This is a genomic window from Cetobacterium somerae ATCC BAA-474 (assembly GCF_000479045.1).
GTDB classification, from domain to species: domain Bacteria; phylum Fusobacteriota; class Fusobacteriia; order Fusobacteriales; family Fusobacteriaceae; genus Cetobacterium_A; species Cetobacterium_A somerae.
In genome coordinates this window covers 38168-57833 of record NZ_KI518203.1, presented here as the reverse complement: position 1 = coordinate 57833, position 19666 = coordinate 38168, and the positions used below count along the sequence as shown (strand labels likewise).

Sequence of the window (19666 nt, the reverse complement as noted above, 5' to 3'; positions counted from 1 at the left end):
AATAAAATGATATTTGTTGGGATATTTGGTTTAAAAGATTCAGAAGAAAAGTTAAGAGAAGTTGATTTTGAGTGTACAGGATGCTTATCAGAAAAAGTTCAATTATTCGCATTAAGAAGAGTTTTTGAAATTTTTTTTATACCGATAATTACTTTAAAAAAGAAATATATAATAGCTTGTAACTCTTGTAATAGTGTATATAAGCTAAAAGATGAGAAAATGGAAGAGGTTTTATTGAAGGGGAAAGTTCGCTATGAAGATGTAGAAAAAATACTTAAACAGTCCTAAAAATAAATCAAATGTGATTTAACAAAACATAAATAAAAAATATATAAACTATTGATTTTATGAATAGTTGTATCATTCATTATTTATATAATGACATTGACATTTTATATGAAAAGCTGTATATTTACATTATATGAAATATATGGAGGCAGATTAAAATGAGTAAGAAAATTGTATATATTATAGTGGGATTGTTATTAGCAATGAATATATATGCAAGAGGTTTAAAAAGTAAGGAAACTGAGAATAACCAATCTTCTTTAAAAAATTCTGTAATCACTAAGACACAAGAGATATTTAATTATGAAAATAATGTATCAAAAGTTATGCCTATTGATGAAGAAGAACTTGCAGAGGTAAGTGGAAAAAATGTTAATTTTGTTATAAATAAAATGAGATAAACTATTTTAGATAAAGTGTGGATAATAAAGTGAAAAAGAGAAAAGACTGAGTAGACGCAGTCTTTTTTCTTTTTTGTATTGATAGAAATAAATTATCTATCAGGTTTATAATTAATTGGGGAGCTTCTGAATAAAATATTTCTTTTTCTAGCTTCAATCTCAACTCCAAGAAGTTCTTGGGCTATATGTGTCATATTTCTTAAAATGTGAGGTTCAAAAATCTCTTCTACCTCAATATTTTCTTTTTCTTTTAAGTTAATATAGTTAGTCCATAAGCATTTTTTTATATTTTCTAATTCAGCTGGTTTTCTTAAAAGATCTAGAATAGAGTTTTTAAGAAAAGTAAAGGTTTCATCAGATACATCCTTCTTTTCATTTGTAATTAATCTTATTTGATCTCTTATTTTAGTTGCTTCTTCTTCGTGTAATTCATATAAAACATATTTAACTTTGTCCCAAATTTCTTTTAAAATGTCAATTGAGTTGATATTTTGCTCTTTAATCCAAACAAAAGCAACCAATCGTCTTTTCCAATCCCACCATCTGATAGGACTTTGTAGGTCAATTGAACTAATTAAAAAAATATTTCTTTCTAAAAGTAATGCACCAAAGACTCCTGGTGGATTTCCAAGACGCTGATTTTTTAAACTTGTTCTATAAACTCCGCAAGAAGGACTTCCCTCCATAAATATATAGGCATCAATATTTGCTCTTTCTAAAGTTTCAAGACAAGCGATAGCACCTTTTCGAACCATCTCATTTCGGTTTTCTCCCTCTTTATTTTTTATATTTGCTTTTCCATTCCAAAAATCAAATCCATTTCCTCCTGAAAGTTTAATACTTGGTCTAGGAACTCCCATTCCACTCATAATTTCAGGACAAACAGGAGTCCAAATGAATTGTCCACGGTCTCTTCCTAAAGATTGAGTCAAATCTATTCCTTTTCCGTTATATCTAACTTTAGAACCAAATTGACACGCTGCGATTCCCAATCTTAATTTTCTATTTAAAAGATTTTCCATGTTGCCTCCTTGTATATACGGTTTAGATAATATATACTATTAAGAAATATAGTTCCTTTAATAAAAAATGAAAAATAGGAGAATTAAAATGGAAACTAAAGATAAATATAGTAGAATTGCAAATATTTTTGATAAATTAGAAGAAAGAATGCCTATGAATGAAATAAAAAAAGAAGCTGTTCAAATGTTAAAAGGTAAAATTCTTGAAATTGGAATAGGAAGTGGAGCATGTTTAAAATATTATGAGAAAAAATCAGATGTAACAGGTATAGATTTTTCTATTGGAATGTTGAATATAGCAAAGAAAAAAGCTAAGTTATTGGGATTAGAGAATGTAAAATTATTAGAAATGGATATTGAAAATATGAGCTTTTCAGATGAAACATTTGATTCAGTATTTTCCTCTTGTGTTTTTTGCACTATTCCTAATCCTAAAAAAGGAATAAATGAAGTATATCGAGTTTTGAAAAATGGTGGCAAAGCAGTATTTATAGAACATATGAAAAGCGAGAACTTTATAATTAATATAGGATTAAGAGTTTTGAATATTTTTACAAGATTAATTTTAGGAACATCACTTTTAAGAGAAACAGAAAAGACTATTAGAGAAGCTGGATTTTCAAAAGTTATGAGTAAAAATATTATGTTAGGAGATGTAGTTAGATTAATTATAGCTGAAAAATAAAATTCAAAGAGATAATATATTGATATTATCTCTTTGAATTGTTAATAACTTTATAAATATATATTAAATCATCATCATCTTTAAATCGACTATAAGTCTCTTTGTATTCTATTTTATAGTTATTTTCTAAATCAAATTTTGAATTTTTAGACAAAATATAAAATTTCTCAGGAAGAATAGTATTATCATCTAAGAAATGAATATCTTGTCCTACACTCCAAACATCTTCAATTGTGAAATCCTTTGAATATATATGAAATAGCTTATTATTTTTTTGTAAAGTTTCTAATGGGATTAAATTAGAACTATTCTTATTACGAATTTCATTTTCAATAATCCAAGTTAAATTACAATTAACTATTAGTAGTAAAAATCCACTTAAATAAATAACTTTTTTTTTGAAATTTTTTTTATCAATTAATCTGTCTTTAAAAAGATAGACTAATAAAATAAAAAATGGAATAGTTAAATAATAAAAATTTGGTTTTTTCCAAAATATAAGACCAACACTTCCAATAGATAAAATTGTTATAAGAGTGGCTTGTATATAAAATAGAATTTTATCTGATTTCTTCAAAAGATTCCAGTCGCTATTAATATAGTAGTTTAATATAATTCCGATTGGAATAGATGAAACTACATATATAGGAAATCCATATCTCTCTTTTTTCATTTTTATAAATGATAAAAGTAAAAAGGTTAAAATAGACCAAAGAGTTCCAAATTTAAAAAGCCTATTTTCCTCACTATTTTTTAAATTCCATTTTTTAAAAAAAGTAATAATAGAAAAGAATATCCAAATTCCCATGAAATAAAAATAGTTAAAGTAAAAGAAAAAGCTTTTAACATGTTTACTTGTCCAAGTGTTTTTTTCTTTATTCATAACAGAGAAAAATAGTTCTTTATTCTCTAGAATCATAGCAATAGGCCAAATAGAAGCTAGAATTAAACCAATTAAAACATATAAAATAATTCGTCTACGATTTTCAAGTATTTTTTTTAATTTATAAACCCAAATATATGAGATAACAAAAGGTAGAAACATACCATAAATCGCTACAGGACCTTTACTTAGTAAAGAGGCTGCTAAAAGTATAGAAGCAAATAAAAGACTAAAAGTTCTTTTAGAGTTTATACTTTTTAAAAGATAAGTGATAGATCCAAACATAAAAATATATGGATATGCATCCCAAGCATTTTCACTACCAACTTTTGTTATCATAAAGGTAGTTGCAGCAACAAACGATACTAAAAATGGGAGATTTTTATTATCAGATAACTCTTGAACAAATCGGTATATAAAAAAGATCAGTAAGACAGAAACTAAAGCCACAGGTAATCGAAGTATCCACTCATCAGAAAAATTATTAGAAATTTTCATAACAGCAGCTGTAAACCAAGTTGGTAATGGAGGTTTTTCAAAACGATATTGTCCATTTAAAGTAGTAACGAGCCATTCATTATTAAATACAATCTCTCTAGCGGTAATAAAATTTCTAGATTCCATTAAATCTGCTTTTCGAATCCAAATAGTACTAAAAAATGAGATAAAACTTAATCCTAAAATAGATAAAAGTTTTTTATCTTTAAACATGAGAAAATCCTCCTTAAGTTTTAAAAATATAGTAGAAATTTTATAGATTAAAAAATATTTGAACAGTTGTTCCCATATTAGGGGTACTCGAAATTTTTATATCTAAATTTAAAAGATTTATAATTCTTTTAACAATAGACATACCAAGACCATGACCTTGAATCTCTTTGCTACGAGATTTATTTGCTCTAAAGAATCGATCGTAAATATGGTGAAGTTCTTCAGAAGTCATTCCAATACCATAATCTTTAATAGTTAAAATAGCTTGTTTTTGTTCATCGTTATTTGTAATACTTATATCAACTGGGTTATTTTTACCATATTTAATAGAATTTTCCAAGATGTTTTTTATTAATAACTTAATTAACCCCTCATCAGATTTAATAATTGTATACTCAGGAGTAAAATTAATATTAGATTTAGGGTATTGATGTTTTAAGCTAGAGATACATCCTAAAATAATTTCAGATAGTTCAACTTCATTTTTTTCACTTTTGATTTCAGATTCTTTCGCAATAAATAAAAGTTTTTCAATAAGTAGATTCATACTTTTAGTTTCATCTTCAATAGATATTAAAGCTTCATTAAATATTTCAGGGTCTTTTTTTCCCCAACGCTTAATCATATCAATATATCCCCCAATTATAAAAAGAGGAGTTTTTAGCTCATGTGATGAATTATGAACAAATTCAATTTGTTTTTTATTTTGTGTATCAAGTCTTAATAACATATCTTCGTATGAATCTAATATGTTATCAAATTCTTTAAAATAATTTGTAGGTTTTATAACTTTTAAGTTTTCTAAAGTAATATTCGAATTAATATTTTCTAATAAAGAAAGTTGTTTTTTTATTTTTTTTAATAATTTTGTAAAAGCAAAGATAGATATAATTATACAAATGGATAATCCAGATAAAAAGATATAAATCATGTCAAAGAAGAAATTTTTTTCTTCGCTTAAATTTTTTACAAGAATAACAGTATAGACTTCTCCATCTTTATTAATCAGTTCATTTTTTAAAACCATATAATCATACCAATGAACATTTTTTACCTTATCTTCAACAGCAGAATCTAAAAGAAATTGCTTTTTATTTTCTGTATAAGTTAAATCCTTATATTTTATTGTTATTTCTAAATCATCAAGAGCAGGATTTTCTACTCTAAAAAGTTGGTTGACTAAATCACCTGTAAAAATTTCCATAGATTTTGAATTAACTTCTTCTAAGATTTCATATTTTAAAAATCCCATAGCATTTCTTAAGTATTGTTTAGATGAATTAATTAAATATTTTCCAGTAATAGATAGTGATAAAAGTAGAACAATAGTAAATAGACAAATCAATTGAAAATAACTTTTCTTTAAAGTACCTGAAAGGGTTCTCAAATTAATCCTCCTTTTTTAATGAATAACCAAATCCACGAATAGTTTTAATGTATTTACTATCAGGATCAAGTTTTTTTCTAAGAGCTTTAATATACATATCAATAATTTTTCCATCTCCAAAATAATCATATCCCCAAACATTTTCTAAGATATTTTCTCTGCTTAAAACTAAATTTTTATTAATCATTAAGTAGTGAAGTAAATTGTATTCTGTTTTAGTTAAAGTTATTAAAGTTTCATCTAAAAGAACCTCTTTTGTATTTAAGTTAAGAGATATATTTTCGAATTTTAAAATTTTTTTATCTGTAAAAGATTGTTTATTTCTAAAGATAACTCTCATTCTAGCTAGAAGCTCTCCAATGACAAATGGTTTAGTAATATAATCATCTGCCCCTAAATCTAAAAGAGTTATTTTGCTAAAAATTTCATCTTTAGCAGTTAATACTATAATTGGTATATTAGATTCATTTCTAATAGTTTTACAAACATCTTCACCACTCATATGAGGAAGCATTAAATCAAGAAGAATAAGAGCGTAGTTATTTTCTCTAAATAGTTTTAAACCATCACTTCCATCCACGGCTAAATCAATGTTATATCCTTCATGAACTAATTCTAATTCTAAATATCTTCTAATTTTAGGGTCATCTTCAATAATAAGTATATTCTTTTTTAACATAGCTTCCCTCCATTTAAATTAATTGTTATATGTATTATAAAACAAAAAAGTAAAAAAATGGTAAAAATTTATTTGAAAAACTTGTATATTGAATAATTGTGAGGTATATATTATAGCAGTATTTGTTTTATTTTAAAAAATTTACTAAAAATTTACTTTTAAACTTTATAATTAAAAAAAACAAAAGGAGGCAGCAATGGAGATATCAGCAGTAATACCAGTTTACAATGAAAAAGATAACATTATTCCTATGGCAGAAAGAATTGAGGCAGCTTTTAAAAAAGGATTTAAAGAGTATGAAATTATTTTTATAAATGATGGAAGTACTGATGGAAGTTATGAGCTCTTAAATAAATTAAGAGAAGAAAATAAAAATGTAAAAGTTTATCATTTTACAAAAAATAATGGTCAAAGTGCGGCAATAGATACTGGATTTCAAAAATCTCAAGGAAGTTTAGTTTTAATGATGGATGGAGATTTACAGACTGATCCTGAGGATGTTTATAAACTTTTAGAGCATATTCCAGAGTATGATGTAGTTAATGGAAGAAGGGCGACTAGAGAGGATGGTTTTAAAAGAAAGTTAGCATCAAAAATTGGAAATGGATTTAGAAATTTTGTAACAGGTGATAATATTCAAGATACAGGGTGTCCATTAAAACTATTTAAAAAAGAAGTTGTTAAATCATATAAATTATTTAATGGAATGCATAGATTTTTACCAACTTTGGCAAAGTATATGGGTTATAAAGTTATAGAGGTACCAGTAAGGCATTATGATAGATTGCATGGAGAGTCAAAATATAAAGTTTTTGGAAGAGGCTTTAAAGCTTTTAAAGATGTTTTTGCAGTAAGATGGATGAAAAATAGAATGCTAAACTGGAAAATAGAGGAATAGTTATGATGAGTGTAGAAAATTGGAATATTTTTTTAATTATAGGTTTTATTGGACAAGGACTTTTTTCAATGAGATTTATTATTCAGTGGTTGGCTAGTGAGAAAGCTAAAAAGAGCGTTATCCCTTTTTCATTTTGGATATTTAGTTTATCAGGTAGTATTTTTTTATTAATTTATGCAATATATAAAAAAGACCCTGTATTTATATTAGGGCAGGCACCAAATGTACTTATTTATTCAAGAAATATATATTTAATAAAAAAAAATAGAGGAGTTGAAAGATAAATGAAAATTATTGTAACAGGAGCAGCTGGATTTATAGGATCACATTTAGTAGAGAAATTGTTAAGTTTAGGACATAGCGTAATTGGAATAGATAATTTTCATAATTTTTACTCAGAAGATATAAAAATAAAGAATGTTTTAGAAAGTTTAAATAAAATTGAATATCTTGTAGAGATTTTATCAAGAGACACAAAAGAAGAAAAAATAGAGATGCTAGTAAAAAAAGTAGATACAAACAACTATTCTTTAGAGTACTGTGATTTAAAAAATATTGAAAGTTTAGACAAGATATTTAATGAAAATAAAATAGATATGGTTGTAAATTTAGCAGGATTAGCTGGAGTTAGACCATCTTTAGAAAATCCTTTAGAATATGAAAAGGTAAATGTAGGTGGGTATTTAAATCTATTGGAGTGTTGTAAAAAATATGGGGTTAAAAAATTTATACAAGCTTCTTCTAGTTCAGTTTATGGTAATAATAAAGTAGTTCCTTTTAAAGAAACAGATGTAGTTGATTTTGCAATATCTCCATATGCTGCAACAAAAAAATCTTGTGAAGTATTTGGACATGTTTATTTTAACCTATACAATATAGATACATTACAATTTAGATTTTTCACAGTTTATGGGCCAAGACAGAGACCTGACTTAGCTATTCATAAGTTTGTTGATAAAATTTTAAAAAATGAGGGTATTCCATTCTTTGGAGATGGAGAAACATATAGAGATTATACTTATATTGATGATATAATCGATGGTGTTATAAAAGGGATAAAGTATTTAGAGAAGCATGAAAATGTTTATGAAGTTATTAATTTAGGAGAATCAGATGCAATTTCTTTAAATAAAATGGTACAAACAATTGAAAAATATTTGGGTAAAGAGGCAGTAATAGAGAGACTACCAATGCAACCTGGAGATGTAAAAAGAACCTATGCAAGTATAGATAAAGCTAAAGAACTTTTAGGATATAAGCCAACTACAAAATTTGATGATGGAATTGACAAATTTGTAAAGTGGTATTTAGGAGGAAAGTAGAATGAAAATAACTGTAATAGGAACAGGATATGTTGGACTTGTACAAGGTGTAATTTTAAGTGAATTTGGTCATAAAGTTATATGTTTAGATATAGATGAGAAAAAAATTGAAAATCTAAAAAATGGGATACTTCCAATATATGAACCAGGATTAAAAGAGATTTTAGATAGAAATGTTTTAGAAGGAAGATTAAAATTTACAACGAATAAAGAATATGCACTAGGAGATGCAGAGGTAATCTTTATAGCTGTTGGAACGCCTCCTGGAGATGATGGATCAGCGGATTTAACTTATGTTTTACAGTGCGCAAAGGATATTGGTCAAAATATTAGTAAGTATGCAATAGTTGTTAATAAATCAACTGTACCAGTTGGAACAGGAGATCTTGTAGAGGAAACTATTGAAAATGAATTAATGGGAAGAAAAATAAATGTAGAGTTTGATGTAGTTTCAAACCCTGAGTTTTTAAGAGAAGGAAAAGCGGTAAATGATTGCTTAAGACCTGATAGAGTTGTTATAGGAACTGAAAGTAAAAAGGCTTTGGGAATAATGAAAAAAATATATGATGTTTTATATATTAATAAAACTCCTTTTGTTTTTACAAATAGGAGAACATCAGAAATGATAAAGTATGCATCAAATGCATTTTTAGCTGTGAAAATATCTTTTATAAATGAGATGGCATTATTGGCTGAGAAAGTTGGAGCAAATACTCAAGAAATAGCTCAAGCTATGGGAATGGATGGTAGAATATCTCCAAAGTTTTTACATTGTGGACCTGGATATGGTGGATCATGTTTTCCAAAAGATACAAGAGCAATTGTTGAAATAGGAAAAGAATATGATGAAGATATGAGTGTTGTTTCAGCAGCAATATCTGCAAATGAGAAACAAAAGAAAAAAATAATAGATAAGATAATTAAAGAGATGAATGGTGTAGAGAATAAGATTATTTGTATATTAGGATTATCTTTCAAGCCAGATACAGATGATGTTAGAGATGCTCCAAGTTTAGATATAATAAAGGGTTTAATAGAAAATGGTGCAAAAATAAAAGCGTATTGTCCTAAAGGTATAGAGGAAACAAAATGGAGATTAGAAAAATATAAAGATAAGATACAGTATTGCAAAGATGAAGATGAAGCTAGTGAAAAATCAGATGCTGTAGTTTTAGTAACTGAATGGAATCAATTTAGAGGAATTAATTTAGAAGAATTAAAAGAGAGAATGAAAGGTGAGTTTTATTTTGATCTTAGAAATGTTCATATTAAAAACTGTAAGGTAAGATCTTTATTTAAATACTATCCAGTAGGGCAAAGATAAAAATTAAGGAGAGGGTATGAGATTTAAAGATGATACATATAAAGAGAGATACAAACTATTTTTCATAGGTTATTTTGCTTTAATTATAGGGATAACTTTTTTAAGATTTCCAGATCTTAGAAATGAATTAAAATACTTTGTAATAACAGAACAAATGGTAGAAACTAAAAATTTTATAATTCTTAAGTATTTTACAGAGCTTTACCCAGATAAACCTCCAATTTATTTTTGGATATTAGGTTTAGTTAGATATGTAACCAGAGAGAATTTTTATCCAATTTCTCTAATTATAGCAAATATTATTCCTGCAGGAATAACTGCTTTTTTAGGTTTTAAATTGTCTAAATTATACTGGAATGAAAAAATGGCATATATATCAACTGCTATTTTTATAACATTGCCATATATATTTGGAGTATCACTAGTATTGAGAATGGATACTTTAATGACAACATTTATAATGGGAAGTATTTATCTTTTTTTCTCATCTTATTCAGATAAAAAAGAGATATCATTAAATAAGAGTATTTATTTTTATAGCTGCATAGCTTTGGGCGTTTTAGTAAAAGGAGGAGCTGCTTTTATTATTCCTGTGTTAACTATATTATTCTATTTATATTTAGATAATAATTTAAGTTATCTAAAAAAAATGAGATTATTATTAGGATTAGGAATAATAGTAACTATTTTAGGAATTTGGTTTCTAATGATGTTAAGTTTTCCAGAGGGCAAAAGTTATATAGGATTAATATTAGGGCAAGAAACTTTAGGAAGAGTTGTTAAAGCAAAAACACATACTAGACCTATATACTACTATTTAAAACTTCTACCATTAACAACTTTACCACTAGCTCCATTTTTTATAGTAGGACTTTATAAAAGCTTAAGAAATTTAAAAAATAGAAAAAAATGGAAAAAGATTGATAAAATTGCATTTAGTTTATTTGTTCCAAATTTAGTATTTTTTAGTTTGATAAGTGGTAAATTAGATATTTATTTACTACCTCTTTACTATGGTATAGTTATAGTTTCATTGAGAGTTATTGAAAGAATTTGGAGTGGATCAAAAGAAAAAGTTTATAGAATTTTATTATATATTAATTGTACGATATTAATTATTTGTGCTGGACTATTGCCATACTATAATAAAAATTTTACAATAAAAGAAAGTATAGAGATTTTAAAAGAAAACAGTGAAAAGGTTTATAGTTATAGATTTGAAGATGCTAAAAATATTTCCAATGAAATAAATAAAAATTCAATAGAAAATATACCTTTAGAGGATTTAAGTAAAATGAACGAAGGTGAATTACTTTTAGTTAAAAAGAAATATAAAAAAGATATTTCAGATAGAAGTTTAGAGGAACTTTATTCAAATAAAGAGTATACTATTTTAATTAAAAAGTAATAGGAATAAAAATAAGGTCGTAGAAATACGACCTTAGATTTTTTTTACAAATTCAGATTTAAGTTTCATAGCTCCAATACCATCAATTCTACAATCGATGTTATGATCTCCTTCAACTAATCTTATGTTTTTTACTTTTGTTCCAATTTTAACAACAGAAGAACTTCCTTTGATTTTTAAATCTTTAATAACAGTGATTGTATCACCGTCAGCTAAAAGAGTTCCATTAGCATCCTTTACAATAAGAGAGTCGTCTGAGTCATCCTCAGTAGCTTCCATTGACCATTCATAAGCACACTCTGGGCAAACAAATAGATTTCCATCCTCGTAAGTGTACTCTGAATTACACTTAGGACAATTTGGTAATTTTGTCATAATATTTTTCTCCATTCTATAAATAATTACTTATATTATAAAACAAATTTGAAAAAAATTCAAGAAAACAAAATTTTATTGATACTATTTAACTTTTAATCCTTATATAAAGGGAATTTTTTACAAAGAATTTTAATATCTTCAATAATATTTTTAAGAATTTCATCATTATCACTATTTTGTAAAGCTGTAACAATTAAATTTCCAATTAAAATCATCTCATTCTCTTTCATACCTCTTGTTGTTAAAGCAGGAGTACCAAGTCTGATTCCACTTGTAACAAAAGGACTTTTAGTATCATAAGGAATTCCATTTTTATTAACCGTTATATTTACTTTTTCTAATATTTTTTCAGCATCTTTTCCAGTTATATCTAAATTTGTAAGATCAACAAGAATAAGATGGTTATCAGTACCTCCACTGACAACTCTAACTCCGTTTTGAGTTAATGTGTCTGCTAAAACTTTAGCATTTTTTATAACTTGTTCTTGATATTTTTTAAATTCTGGTGAAAGAGCTTCTTTAAAGGCTACAGCTTTACCTGCTATAATATGCATTAAAGGTCCACCTTGAATACCAGGAAATATAATCTTATCGATTTTTTTAGCAATCTCTTCATCATTTGTTAAAATAAGCCCGCCTCTTGGTCCTCTAAGAGTCTTATGTGTTGTGCTAGTAGTAATATGAGCATATGGAATCGGAGATGGATGTAATCCAGTTGCAACAAGTCCAGCAATATGAGCCATATCGACAACTAAGTAAGCACCAACTTCATCAGCTATTTCTCTAAATTTTTTAAAGTCAATAGTTCTAGGATAAGCGCTTGCTCCAGCGATAATAAGTTTAGGTTGATTTTCTAAAGCTAATTTTCTAATTTCATCATAGTCAATTCTTTCATCATCTTTTTTTACACTGTATGATATAACTTTATAATCATTTCCAGAAAAATTAACATTTTTACCATGAGTTAAATGTCCACCGTGATCTAGTCTCATTCCTAAAATACAGTCACCTAAATCTATCAAACTTCTATAAGCTGCCATATTAGCTTGAGAACCAGAGTGTGCTTGAACATTAGCAAATTTTGCGCCAAAAAGTTCTTTTGCTCTTTCAATAGCTAAAGTTTCAACTATATCTACAAACTCACACCCTCCATAATAACGTTTATTGGGATACCCTTCGGCATATTTATTTGTCATAGCTGAACCAACAGCTTCCATTACACTTTTTGAAACAAAATTTTCCGAGGCAATAAGTTCTAAACCATTTTCTTGTCTATCTAACTCTTTTTCAATAGCATTGTAAACATCAATATCTGTATCTTTTAAAAATTTTAACATTAAACTACCTCCTGCAAATTATGTGATGTTTTAATTATATACTATTAATGTGTAGAATTCCATATATAAAATCAATAAAATAAAAAAACTTTGATTTTAGATTCAAATATGCTAAAATTATTTCGTGAAATATTTATTTAAAGCTTATATATATTTGGAATATGGCCAAAAGTTTCTACACCAAACCTTAAATTTGGTACTATAAGTAAAAGTAAATTGGGAGTCAGTTAACCCAGGAAGCTTTTGCTTGCTGGGATTTTTTTTATTTGGGAGGATTATTTAATGAAAAATTATTTAAAAGGTGCATTATTATTAGGAAGTTTATTTATAGTTGGGTGTAGTTCTTTAGTTGAGAAAAAAGAACAAGCTAATATAATAATAAAAAATGGAACTCTTTTAACAATGAATGAAAAAAGAGAGATTATAGAAAATGGAGTTATAGTTATAAAAAATAATAAAATAATTTCTGTAGGAAATGAAGATTTATTAAAAAAATATAGTGCTACTAAGATTATAGATGCAGAAGATGGAATTATAATGCCTGGAATGATAAATACTCATACTCATGTATCAATGACAGTATTTAGATCTTTAGCAGACGATGTTCCTGATAGACTAAATAGATATATTTTTCCTTTAGAAAATCAAATGGTAAGCCCAGAGATGTCATATATAGGAGCAAAGCATGGGGCTATGGAGATGGCTTTAGGTGGAGTAACTACGATGGTAGATATGTATTTATTTGAAGAGAGTGCTGCTCAAGCTGTTAAAGAGGTTGGATTAAGAGGAATTATGACACAAAATATAATTAAATATCCAACAGCAGATGGAAAAGAAAAAGGAGAAACATTAAATAGAGCTGTTGCTTTTGTAGAAAAATATAAAAATGATGAATTAATAACTCCAGGGTTCGGACCTCATGGACCTCATACAGTAACAAAAGAGGAGTTATTAAAAATCAAAGAACTTTCAAAAAAATATAACGTGCCTGTTTCAATGCACGTAGCAGAAACTGATGGAGAGTTTGATAGAATCAAAAAAGAATATAAAATGACACCTGTTGAGTACTTAGATTCAGTTGGTTTATTAAACGAAAGATTTATTGCAGCTCATAATATCTTTATAACAGATAGTGATATAGAACTAATGAAAAAAAGAGATGTTGGGATAGCTCATAATATGGTTGCTAATATTAAATCAGCAAAAGGAATTTCACCAGCTTTAAAAATGCATGATAAAGGGATGAGAGTAGGTCTAGGAACAGATGGTCCTATGAGTGGAAACACTTTAGATATAATTGGTCAAATGGGGTATGTTGCTAAGTTACACAAACTAGATACAAAAGATAGATCAGCATTACCGCCAAAAAAGGCTGTTGAAATGGCAACGATAGGTGGAGCAAGAGCTATACATAGAGAAAATGAATTGGGAAGTTTAGAAGTTGGTAAATTAGCTGATATAGTAATAGTGGAAACAAAGTCAGTAAACATGAATCCAATATATGATCCATATTCAGCTTTAGTTTATTCAGCTAATGCTAGCAATGTAGATACTGTTATAGTAAATGGAAAGCTAATAGTAGAAGATAAGCAAATTAAAACTGTAGACTCTAAAAAAGTAATAAAAGATATAACTGATTTTAAGGAAAAAGTTCAAAAAGTTGCAGAAACTCTATAAAATTAGTCAAAATTATGATATAATATACCCTGTTTTTAAAAAGTTATTAAACTATTTAAATATACAGGGAGGAAACTAATCAGAGTATGCTAGAAAAATTTGTAATTATAATTACGTTATTGTATTCTACAGTCACTTTTGGATATGAGGATACAAAAATTAGAGAGATTATAATAAGTGAAGTGTTGTCTCACGAGGGGGATAAACTTGTAAAAACACAAAAGGAACTTTCTAAATATGGAATAAGAAATTTTTTATTAATTGAGTACAATAAAAAATTTAATAAAGATTATGAAATAAAATCTCTTACAGAGGAGCAAGCTAGAGAAATAGCCGAGCATCTTTTAACAGAGTATCGATTGAATGAGGTTAAGCACTCGTATTCACAAATGATGATATTTGATATATTTTTTAATGGTGGATATAATGCAGGAGCTGTTATAACTCAAAGAGCTTTAAAAAGATATAAACCTTCAGAAAACATAGTTGTAGATGGAGTTTTAGGAAGTAAAACAATAGCTGTTATAAATTCAGTTCAAGATCATGAAAAGTTTATAGATCTTATAACAGAAGAAAGAATAAATTATTATAAAAGTTTAACTAGTTGGGAGCTATATGGAAAGGGTTGGGAGAAAAGAATTCTGTCTTATAGAACTAAGTTAAAAGAGATGGCTATGGTTGACATTAATAATAGAATATAGTATATTGTGTTTAAAAGAATAAAAAAAGTTTACTAGGGGAGCCAAAAGGCTGAGAAGTTAAAAAACTGACCCTTCGAACCTGATCTAGTTAATTCTAGCGTAGGGAAGTAGCAAAATACAATATTTTTTAGTTAAGAATACAACTATAATTTATAATTTGGCTATCCCTATTTTAGGGATAGCTTTTTTTATGCAAAAATTCTAGGAGGTAAAAAATGAAAAAAGTTTTAACTATAGCAGGATCTGATTCGTGTGGTGGTGCAGGAATTCAGGCAGATTTAAAAGCTATGAGTGCTCAAGGTGTATATGGAATGAGTGTCATAACTGCAATTACAGCACAAAATAGTATGGGAGTTTTTGCAGTTCAAGAGGTGGACTTGAATATTATAAAAAAACAGATAGAAGTTTTATATGAAGATATAGAGATAAGTTCAGTTAAAATAGGAATGTTATCTAGTAGTGAAATTATAAAAGTTGTTTATGAAACTTTAAAAAATGTCAATGGAAAAAATATAGTTATAGATCCAGTTATGGTTTCTAAAAGTGGTTACTATCTTTTAAAAGAGGAAGCAATAGAAGCATTAAAAGAATTTTTAAAAATTGGAACTCTAGTAACACCAAATATTCCAGAAGCAGAAATTTTAGCAAATATGAAAATAGAGTCTGAAGAAGAGATGATTTTAGCGGCTAAAAAAATAAAAAAATTAGGTGCTAAAAATGTTTTGATAAAAGGTGGACATAGAGAGGATAATTGTACAGATATACTTTTAACAGAAGAGAATGAGATTGTTAAACTTTTGGGTGAGAGGTTTGAAACAAAAAATACCCATGGTACAGGGTGTACATTATCTTCAACGATAGCTTCTTATATAGGAAAAGGTTATTCTATCGAGGAATCAGTAAAAATAGGAAAAAGATACATAACAGATGCAATAAAAAACTCTTTTTCTATAGGAGAGGGAGTAGGACCAGTAGGACATTTTGTAGATATTTATAAAAAGGCTGGTGTTGATTTTGAATAAGAATATCATGAAAGAGGAGTTAGTTGATGAGGTTGTATTAGCTTTAAAAAATATTAAGGAGAAAACACCATTGGTTTATCATTTAACTAATACAGTAACTATAAATGATTGTGCTAATATAACCTTAGCTATTGGAGGTTCACCATTAATGTCGTTTTGCATAGAAGAGATTGAAGAAATAATTGAATTTTCATCAAGTGTAGTTTTAAATATAGGAACTATGGATAAAAGTATGGAGACAATGGCAGTGGAAGTTGGAAAAATTGCTAATAAGTTAAAAAAACCAATTATTTTAGACCCGGTGGGAGTAGGAGCCACAAAGGCCAGAAAAAATCTTGTAAATGCATTATTAAAAGAGATAAAATTTACAGTAATAAAAGGGAATATGGCTGAAATAAAGTCAATTTTAAATATAGACTCTTTGAGTAGGGGAGTAGATTCTTTAGAAAAGGATGACAGTGGAGAAAAGTTAGTAAAGCTTGCAGCTAAAAAATTTAATTCAGTTATAGCTATAACTGGAGAAATTGATTATATTGGAAATCAAGAAATAGTTTTTAAAGTAATGAATGGTCATAAAAAAATGGAGCTGGTTACAGGAACAGGATGTATGATTTCATCTTTAATAGGAGCATTTTTAGGTGGAAAAAATAACTCATTAGTTAGTGCAGTAGGTGGAGTATTATCAATGGGAATAGCTGGAGAATTAGCAGAAAAAAACTTTATAGGGACAGGAAGTTTAAAAGTTAACATAATGGATAATATATCTAATCTAACTGAGGAGATAATAAGAAAAAATGAAAAAATATCCTCTACTAGTTAGTAGAGGATTCATACTTTTTATATAAATAAAGTGGTAAACCTGTTAAGTATATAAGAAGTGTTTGAATAATATATTTTTCTCCAGCAGCATACACCATCCAAAAACAATAAAATATAGCTAAAATTCCATATAAAATATAGATTTTTTCATTTTTAAATGATGAAATTTTTAATAAAAACAAGATAGAAAAAATATAAGGTAAAAGCATTAGTGCAGCAGCAGAATTTGTAATTATAAGATATACATTACTTGAAAAAAGAGACACCATAAAAGCAAGCTGCTTAATGAAAGCATTGAAAATTATAGCATTACTAGCAGCACCATTAACATTTAAATTTTTTAAAAAACTTGGAAATAGGTTATCCATAGATATATTATATGGAATTTCGGCAGCTATAATAGTCCATGTAATCCAAGCTCCAAATATAGAAATTAAAACAGAAATATTAATAAAAATTGCACCCCATTTACCAATAATAGCCTCTAAAATATAGGCTAAAGCAGGATCTTTTAAATTTTGGAGCTTCTCTGCAGGAAGTATTCCATAGCTAAGCACAACTATAAAAATATATAAAAAAAGTGCTATAAAGTAACCAATAAAAGTAGCTTGACTAACATCGTTTTTATTTTTTGCTCTTCCCGAGATGACAACTGCTCCTTCAACGCCAATTAAAGCCCATAAGGTTTGAAGCATACACCCTTTAATCTGTACAAAAATATCACCCTTATAGTTTAAAGTTCCCCAAAAATCAAAAGAAAATATCTTATATTTAAAAAAAATAAACATAAAGCAAATAGACATAATAATTGCTGAAACTTTACCAAAAGTAGCTAAAAAATTGAAAAAATTATAAGTTTTAATTCCTTTCATAATAATATATGAAATTAGCCAAAGAAGAGATGTGCCTAAAATAAATCCTTGTGGTGTTTTTACCCCTACAATAGATGGAAAAAAATAACTTAATGTTTGTACTATAAGAACAGGATAACTAGCATTACTAACAACGCAAGCCAACCAATATCCCCAAGCGGAAAAAAATCCAGCCAAAGGTCCAAAGCCAATACGAGCATATTCATATATTCCATTGTTTAAATCCGGTTTTTTTAAAAGAAGTCTTTGGTAGATTTTTATTATAAAAAATACGCCTAAAGCAGATATTGTCCAACCAATTAAAGCGGCTCCAATAGAAGAGGTTTTTGCAATCTCTTTTGAGATATTAAAAATTCCACCACCAATAACAGAGCCAATTACAACACCGATAAGTCCAAATAAACCAAACTCTTTTTTCTCAGCCATAAATATCACCTATTCTTTAATCTTTAATGTAAATATTGAGTATTTATTAAAAAAATATAGAGAGCAAAAATAAAGTAAAATAAAAGAAGATAAAAATCTACAGACAAAAAGAGCAATCATTATAGCAATTTGATATTTTATAGCAACAATAGGTAGAGATCCGCCTAAAATTTGACCGGTCATCATACCAGGAAGAGAAACTAATCCAACATTTGCCATAGTAGCAACAGAAGGTTTAAAAGCTAAAGTTATGGCATTTGCTATAAATGGTTTTAATGCTTCAAATTTAGTGGCTCCAAATGATAAAGAGAGAAGGTAACTTTCTTCGTTAAGTTTTAAATTATTTAAAAAGTCATTTATAGTTACAATCATTCCGTTTAGAGTATTTCCTAAAATCATACCAGAGATTGGTATTAAATATAGAGCATCAAGAGGATCTTTTAAATGTAATAAAAGTTCTGAAAATATAAACATATTAAGAATTAAAGGAATAATAGTAGATACAGCAACGATTATATAAAATTTACTATCTCTTATTTTAACGTCTCTTACAATTGTAAAAGTGCATGCAAAGGTCATAAGAGTTAAATATGCTAAATTAATCCATGAATTATTGAGTGTTAAAATATAATGTAGATAAACACCGACTAACATAAGTTGGATAAACATTCTAAGAATAGATTTTATAACATTAGAAATCATATTTATTTCAAGATAATTCATAATATAAAAGATAGGAATTAAAAAAATAGCAAAATAAAGTAGATTAGGTAAAAATATATCTTGTGCCATTAAAGAATCACCGTCCTAAAATTATTTAAAGATTCTGTTTTATCATGAGAAACTAAAATAACCGTTTTATTTGTATTTAAAATATAATTTATAACTTTTTCTTTCATATCTTGATCTAAAGAAGAGGTTATTTCATCCAAAATCCAAATTTTTCGATCTAATAAAATTATTATAACAAAAGCTAACCTTTGTTTTTCACCACCTGAAAGTTGATTTATATTTTTAGATAAAATATTAGAATCTAAATTAAATTCTTTTAAAGTTTGTATAAGAATACTCATGTCTAGTTTAGTTTTTAAGTTTTCTTTATAATTAAAAATAGTATGTATTAATTTTTCAACTTTTACATTTAAAAAAGGTGTGGATTGAGGCATATATCCAATTTTATTTCGAATAATATTAATAGTTTGTTCATTTAATTCTAAATTATCTACTAAGATACTTCCAGAATTAGGAGTACTAAAACCAAGTAAAAGTTTAAGTAATGTAGTTTTTCCTTTTCCAGAAACTCCAGAGATTAGTATTTTTTCTCCAGCATTTACAATTAAATTAAAGTTATTTAAAATAATTTTATCATTAAATTTTAGACTTATATTTTTAAAGTTAATCATATTCCCTCCATAAAACTTTATAG

The 19666-nt window shown here is 27.0% G+C and carries 21 protein-coding genes and 2 riboswitches; of the genes, 12 read left to right on the top strand and 9 right to left on the bottom strand.

What is annotated here, in order from left to right; all coding sequences use genetic code 11:
- The first annotated feature begins 6 nt into the window (after positions 1-6).
- Entirely contained in the window at positions 7-288 is a 282-nt protein-coding gene (locus HMPREF0202_RS12320) for a zinc-ribbon domain-containing protein (RefSeq protein WP_023049701.1), read from the top strand.
- 158 nt (positions 289-446) lie between these two features.
- Positions 447-689, top strand: coding sequence for a hypothetical protein (locus HMPREF0202_RS12315; RefSeq protein ID WP_023049700.1), 243 nt, complete (start codon positions 447-449; stop codon positions 687-689).
- Positions 690-781: 92 nt separating this feature from the next.
- Here the strand turns inward: HMPREF0202_RS12315 and HMPREF0202_RS12310 are convergent, their stop codons facing one another.
- Positions 782-1711, bottom strand: coding sequence for a 2-thiouracil desulfurase family protein (locus HMPREF0202_RS12310; RefSeq protein ID WP_023049699.1), 930 nt, complete (start codon positions 1709-1711; stop codon positions 782-784).
- 88 nt (positions 1712-1799) lie between these two features.
- Here HMPREF0202_RS12310 and HMPREF0202_RS12305 point away from each other — a divergent pair, with 88 nt between their 5' ends.
- Positions 1800-2396 carry a class I SAM-dependent methyltransferase gene (locus HMPREF0202_RS12305; RefSeq protein WP_040407460.1) on the top strand — a complete coding sequence of 199 codons (597 nt, stop codon included), beginning with the start codon at positions 1800-1802 and terminating at the stop codon, positions 2394-2396.
- A gap of 25 nt (positions 2397-2421) precedes the next feature.
- On the opposite strand, the gene HMPREF0202_RS12300 is transcribed toward HMPREF0202_RS12305, so the two are convergent.
- Genes HMPREF0202_RS12300 through HMPREF0202_RS12290 form a run of 3 tightly spaced genes read right to left on the bottom strand, consistent with a single transcriptional unit; the run spans position 2422 to position 6056 of the window.
- Positions 2422-3990, bottom strand: coding sequence for an ArnT family glycosyltransferase (locus HMPREF0202_RS12300; protein ID WP_023049697.1), 1569 nt, complete (start codon positions 3988-3990; stop codon positions 2422-2424).
- Between the two features lie 40 nt (positions 3991-4030).
- Positions 4031-5377 (bottom strand): sensor histidine kinase, encoded by a 1347-nt coding sequence (locus HMPREF0202_RS12295; protein ID WP_023049696.1) that lies wholly within the window; start codon positions 5375-5377, stop codon positions 4031-4033.
- Between the two features lies 1 nt (position 5378).
- Positions 5379-6056 (bottom strand): response regulator transcription factor, encoded by a 678-nt coding sequence (locus HMPREF0202_RS12290; protein WP_023049695.1) that lies wholly within the window; start codon positions 6054-6056, stop codon positions 5379-5381.
- 196 nt (positions 6057-6252) lie between these two features.
- Here HMPREF0202_RS12290 and HMPREF0202_RS12285 point away from each other — a divergent pair, with 196 nt between their 5' ends.
- Genes HMPREF0202_RS12285 through HMPREF0202_RS12265 form a run of 5 tightly spaced genes read left to right on the top strand, consistent with a single transcriptional unit; the run spans position 6253 to position 11008 of the window.
- Positions 6253-6954 carry a glycosyltransferase family 2 protein gene (locus HMPREF0202_RS12285; protein ID WP_023049694.1) on the top strand — a complete coding sequence of 234 codons (702 nt, stop codon included), beginning with the start codon at positions 6253-6255 and terminating at the stop codon, positions 6952-6954.
- 2 nt (positions 6955-6956) lie between these two features.
- Positions 6957-7238: a lipid-A-disaccharide synthase N-terminal domain-containing protein gene (locus HMPREF0202_RS12280; RefSeq protein ID WP_023049693.1), complete on the top strand. Its 282-nt coding sequence runs from the start codon at positions 6957-6959 to the stop codon at positions 7236-7238.
- Positions 7239-8276, top strand: a complete 1038-nt coding sequence (locus HMPREF0202_RS12275; protein ID WP_023049692.1) for a GDP-mannose 4,6-dehydratase — start codon at positions 7239-7241, stop codon at positions 8274-8276. It abuts the gene before it with no gap.
- 1 nt (position 8277) lies between these two features.
- Entirely contained in the window at positions 8278-9600 is a 1323-nt protein-coding gene (locus HMPREF0202_RS12270; protein ID WP_023049691.1) for a UDP-glucose dehydrogenase family protein, read from the top strand.
- 16 nt (positions 9601-9616) lie between these two features.
- Positions 9617-11008 carry an ArnT family glycosyltransferase gene (locus tag HMPREF0202_RS12265; protein ID WP_023049690.1) on the top strand — a complete coding sequence of 464 codons (1392 nt, stop codon included), beginning with the start codon at positions 9617-9619 and terminating at the stop codon, positions 11006-11008.
- 33 nt (positions 11009-11041) lie between these two features.
- On the opposite strand, the gene HMPREF0202_RS12260 is transcribed toward HMPREF0202_RS12265, so the two are convergent.
- Together HMPREF0202_RS12260 and glyA are read right to left on the bottom strand one after the other, a co-directional pair.
- The gene (locus HMPREF0202_RS12260) at positions 11042-11383 is read right to left on the bottom strand and encodes a zinc ribbon domain-containing protein YjdM (protein ID WP_040407458.1); all 342 of its coding nucleotides are present in this window, start codon (positions 11381-11383) and stop codon (positions 11042-11044) included.
- Positions 11384-11478: 95 nt separating this feature from the next.
- Complete coding sequence (gene glyA, locus HMPREF0202_RS12255) at positions 11479-12723, bottom strand: serine hydroxymethyltransferase (RefSeq protein ID WP_023049688.1); 1245 nt, start codon at positions 12721-12723, stop codon at positions 11479-11481.
- A 124-nt stretch (positions 12724-12847) separates the two neighbouring features.
- Positions 12848-12945: riboswitch (purine riboswitch) on the top strand.
- 60 nt (positions 12946-13005) lie between these two features.
- Between glyA and HMPREF0202_RS12250 the strand changes: the two genes are divergently transcribed.
- The 4 genes from HMPREF0202_RS12250 to thiM all read left to right on the top strand — a co-directional run bounded on the left by HMPREF0202_RS12250 (position 13006) and on the right by thiM (position 16943).
- The gene (locus HMPREF0202_RS12250) at positions 13006-14400 is read left to right on the top strand and encodes an amidohydrolase (RefSeq protein WP_040407455.1); all 1395 of its coding nucleotides are present in this window, start codon (positions 13006-13008) and stop codon (positions 14398-14400) included.
- Positions 14401-14486: 86 nt separating this feature from the next.
- Positions 14487-15101 carry a lysozyme family protein gene (locus tag HMPREF0202_RS12245; protein WP_023049686.1) on the top strand — a complete coding sequence of 205 codons (615 nt, stop codon included), beginning with the start codon at positions 14487-14489 and terminating at the stop codon, positions 15099-15101.
- 24 nt (positions 15102-15125) lie between these two features.
- Positions 15126-15224: riboswitch (TPP riboswitch) on the top strand.
- A 92-nt stretch (positions 15225-15316) separates the two neighbouring features.
- Entirely contained in the window at positions 15317-16123 is an 807-nt protein-coding gene (gene thiD, locus HMPREF0202_RS12240) for a bifunctional hydroxymethylpyrimidine kinase/phosphomethylpyrimidine kinase (RefSeq protein WP_023049685.1), read from the top strand.
- Positions 16116-16943 (top strand): hydroxyethylthiazole kinase, encoded by an 828-nt coding sequence (thiM, locus tag HMPREF0202_RS12235; RefSeq protein WP_211231180.1) that lies wholly within the window; start codon positions 16116-16118, stop codon positions 16941-16943. The genes thiD and thiM overlap by 8 nt, the downstream gene beginning before the upstream one ends.
- On the opposite strand, the gene HMPREF0202_RS12230 is transcribed toward thiM, so the two are convergent.
- From HMPREF0202_RS12230 to HMPREF0202_RS12220, 3 genes are read right to left on the bottom strand one after another with little or no spacing between them, the layout of a single operon-like run.
- A complete protein-coding gene (locus HMPREF0202_RS12230; RefSeq protein WP_051364173.1) occupies positions 16936-18240 on the bottom strand; it encodes an amino acid permease in 1305 nt (434 codons plus the stop codon). The two genes, thiM and HMPREF0202_RS12230, sit on opposite strands and share 8 nt — an antisense overlap.
- Before the next feature lie 9 nt (positions 18241-18249).
- Positions 18250-19032 (bottom strand): ABC transporter permease, encoded by a 783-nt coding sequence (locus HMPREF0202_RS12225; protein ID WP_023049682.1) that lies wholly within the window; start codon positions 19030-19032, stop codon positions 18250-18252.
- Complete coding sequence (locus HMPREF0202_RS12220; protein ID WP_023049681.1) at positions 19032-19643, bottom strand: ABC transporter ATP-binding protein; 612 nt, start codon at positions 19641-19643, stop codon at positions 19032-19034. The genes HMPREF0202_RS12225 and HMPREF0202_RS12220 overlap by 1 nt, the downstream gene beginning before the upstream one ends.
- Between the last annotated feature and the right edge of the window lie 23 nt (positions 19644-19666).